Raw genomic sequence first — 2,564 nt, forward strand, 5'->3', positions numbered from 1 at the left:
ATGTTGATGCTATTGAGAGTAGTATTACAGATAAGACAAAAGCTGTCATGGTAGTTCACTTATATGGCCAGGTTACAGATATGACTAAGGTCGTAGATATCTGTAAGCGTCATGGGCTATTCCTTATTGAAGACTGTGCTCAGGCACATGGTGCCATGTGGAAGGGACAGAAGGTTGGAACATTTGGCGATATTGGATGCTTTTCTTTCTATCCAACCAAGAACATGGGTGCATTTGGTGATGCAGGTGCTGTTATAGCTCATGATCCTAAGCTTATTGATGATGTCAAAACTTATCGTAACTACGGAAGTCATAAGCATTACTATAATAAAGTTGTTGGTGCTAATTCAAGACTTGATGAGATGCAGGCAGCGCTTTTAAAGGTAAGACTTAAGTATATGAAAGAGATTACTGATGAGCGCAGAAAACTTGCAAAGAGATATTCTGAAAATATAACTAATCCTTTTATCATCACTCCTGTGGAAGTAGAGAATAGCTACAGCGTATGGCATCAGTATGTTATCAGATGTAAGAGTCGTGATAAGCTTATAGATTATTTAAACGAGAAAGAAATTGGAAGCATCATTCATTATCCGGTACCACCTCATCTTCAGGAAGCTTATGCATATCTTGGTCATAAAGAAGGCGAATATCCTATAACAGAAGAGTATGCCAAGGAAGTATTGTCAATTCCTATGTATAATGGAATGACTGATGAAGAGCAGGACTATGTGATAGATGCTTTGAATACTTTTAAAATATGATATGGTTGATTGAAAGGTAAATACTGATAATAAAGTATTATGGAACTGAATTAATATAATTAAAGCTCTAAAACTTTTATAAGAAATAATAATACAGAATCATTTATAAACAAAAAACTGTCCTTCGGAATTTTGAAGGACAGTTTTTATTTATAAATGTTTAACTCTTGCTGCAATAAGGATTAGTTGATTACGAACAATTTATTTTAATAATCAGCTATAGAAAGCATTGTATTGATATCACCTTCATTTTCAGAATCATATATTCCCATATCATCAAGTATTATGCGTCGAAGAGCTTTAGCATAAACTACACGTCCCTTATAGCATAGATGTATATGATCTTCGAGATATTCTTTATATGTATAAGAATTAAGGTTGAAAGTTGTACCGCTTATTGCATCAAGTTTTCTGGCACCAATATTATCTGCAAGTTTTAAAGCATAATCTGCATAGTATGCAAGAGAACCTTGGCCTTTAGATATGTTATAAGCGTCACCCATGTCTTTGCCAGATCCATCATAGAATCTGCAGTAGCATGGTGTGCATATAATAAAATGAGCTTTAGGAGAGATCTCTTTAAGCATCTTAATACCTTGATTTAATGCACCATAGTAAGTATGCTCATCATAAGGATTATCTTTATTGTAGATATCAAGACCCATGTAATAATCATTGTAACCATATTCAATAATATAGTAGTCGACTTTTTCGGGCTGTATAGAGTAAAGGACAGTAGCAAATTCTTCATTAAGAGAATTTGAATAACTTGATATTTCAAGATCTCCTTTAAGCATATGACATATAGCCGTGAAGTTAGCTTCTTCGTAGTCGTTATCGCTTTCTTCGGTACTGTTACCATTTTGAGTTCTCTTAACTGCTGCACATGTTCCACCTACTCCGAGGTTATAGTGGAGGGCGTTCATTTCTTCACCAACAAGTTCTGAAATAGATGTTCCTGAATTTCTCCAGTTGTCAAACTGGCTGTCTCCTATAAATACAAGCTGAAGGTCTCCATCAGGTACAGGCTCGTTGCCGCCGCCATAAGGATCCTTGGTTACAGTTGTTGTCTCTTCTGCAGAAGCGTTAGTAGAAGCAGTAGATGAAGCTTCTGAATTGTAGGTAGCTCCGGAACTAGCCTCTCCTGAATTAAGATATTCACTTGAATCAGAGGAAGCAATAGTAGATGAACCATTAGCAGATTCACCTGAAATCATGGTGGTCTGGGATGATGCAACATCTGAAGTAGAATTGTCTGCAACAGATACATCTGTATTAGAAGAAGCAGAGGAACTTGCTGCTGAAGTTGTATTTCCTGACATGCTTTCGCCGCTTACTCCAAGATTAGAAACAGAAGGAGATGTGCAGCCGGTTAACAAGGTGGTTGTAAGGATTAACGACGTGACTGATAAAAGATTATGAATAGACATTTTTCCTCCCATGAAATTATTACGAAATTATTACAAAGCTTATTTTAACACATATACTCAATCCTTGCTATAAAATTACCTTAAAATTGGATATTGAATAGCTTTTTAAAGTTAGAACGTTTATAATGTTTTAGTATTATGCAAGACAAATAGCCGTTTCTGGCTTGTCTTTTTTCAGAAAAAGTGAGGGTGAAAATGAAGAGAGCGCTTGTTATAGGAGCAGGACCTGCGGGTCTTACCGCTGCATATGAACTTTTAAAGCAGTCCAAAGACAAGAATGATCCGATTGATGTAGTTGTATTTGAAGAGTCAGATGATTTTGGCGGTATAGCCAAAACTGTTAATTATAAAGGTAACCGTATGGATATGG

General features: G+C 36.0%; 3 protein-coding genes. 2 read left to right on the plus strand and 1 reads right to left on the minus strand.

Annotation, left to right across the window (positions count from 1 at the left end):
- A partial coding sequence (locus K6G87_RS08310) for a DegT/DnrJ/EryC1/StrS family aminotransferase (RefSeq protein ID WP_296835762.1) occupies positions 1–764 on the plus strand: 764 nt, incomplete at its 5' end.
- Positions 765–970: 206 nt separating this feature from the next.
- On the opposite strand, the gene K6G87_RS08315 is transcribed toward K6G87_RS08310, so the two are convergent.
- Positions 971–2,194 (minus strand): SGNH/GDSL hydrolase family protein, encoded by a 1,224-nt coding sequence (locus tag K6G87_RS08315; RefSeq protein WP_296835764.1) that lies wholly within the window; start codon positions 2,192–2,194, stop codon positions 971–973.
- 195 nt (positions 2,195–2,389) lie between these two features.
- Here K6G87_RS08315 and K6G87_RS19935 point away from each other — a divergent pair.
- The coding region (locus K6G87_RS19935) for an NAD(P)-binding protein (protein WP_296835765.1) at positions 2,390–2,564 on the plus strand (175 nt) is incomplete at its 3' end.

This window comes from Butyrivibrio sp. (assembly GCF_024699075.1).